General features: G+C 42.1%; 1 protein-coding gene. It reads left to right on the top strand.

The window, feature by feature from the left end; translation table 11 throughout:
* On the top strand, positions 1 to 354 hold a 354-nt coding region (locus IRQ78_RS20915), incomplete at both ends, for a transposase (RefSeq protein WP_194442988.1).

The following is a 354-nucleotide window of genomic DNA, read 5'->3' on the forward strand; positions in this document are numbered from 1 at the left end:
TCGTAAATAAAGAAGCAATGACGCAGCATATGCGCCAGATATCACACGCGACACCTGTTGGAAGACACGCTGTCGTGATAATAGATGGCGCAGGCTGGCACACATACGATACAGCTGCAGAATTTAAAAACCTAACCCTGATAAAGCTTCCACCTTATTCACCTGAACTAAATCCAATAGAGCAAGTATGGAGCTGGATACGACAGCATTGTTTATCCAATAGAGTGTTTTCGGGCTATGACGAAATTGTCGATGAAGTTTCAAAGGCATGGAATCACTTTATTTCGATACCGGATCGAGTGAAGAAAATGTGCAATCGGGAATGGATTAATACCATTCCGCTTAAATATCTGA

Source organism: Pseudoalteromonas simplex (assembly GCF_015278155.1).
Classification (GTDB): Bacteria; Pseudomonadota; Gammaproteobacteria; order Enterobacterales; family Alteromonadaceae; genus Pseudoalteromonas; species Pseudoalteromonas simplex.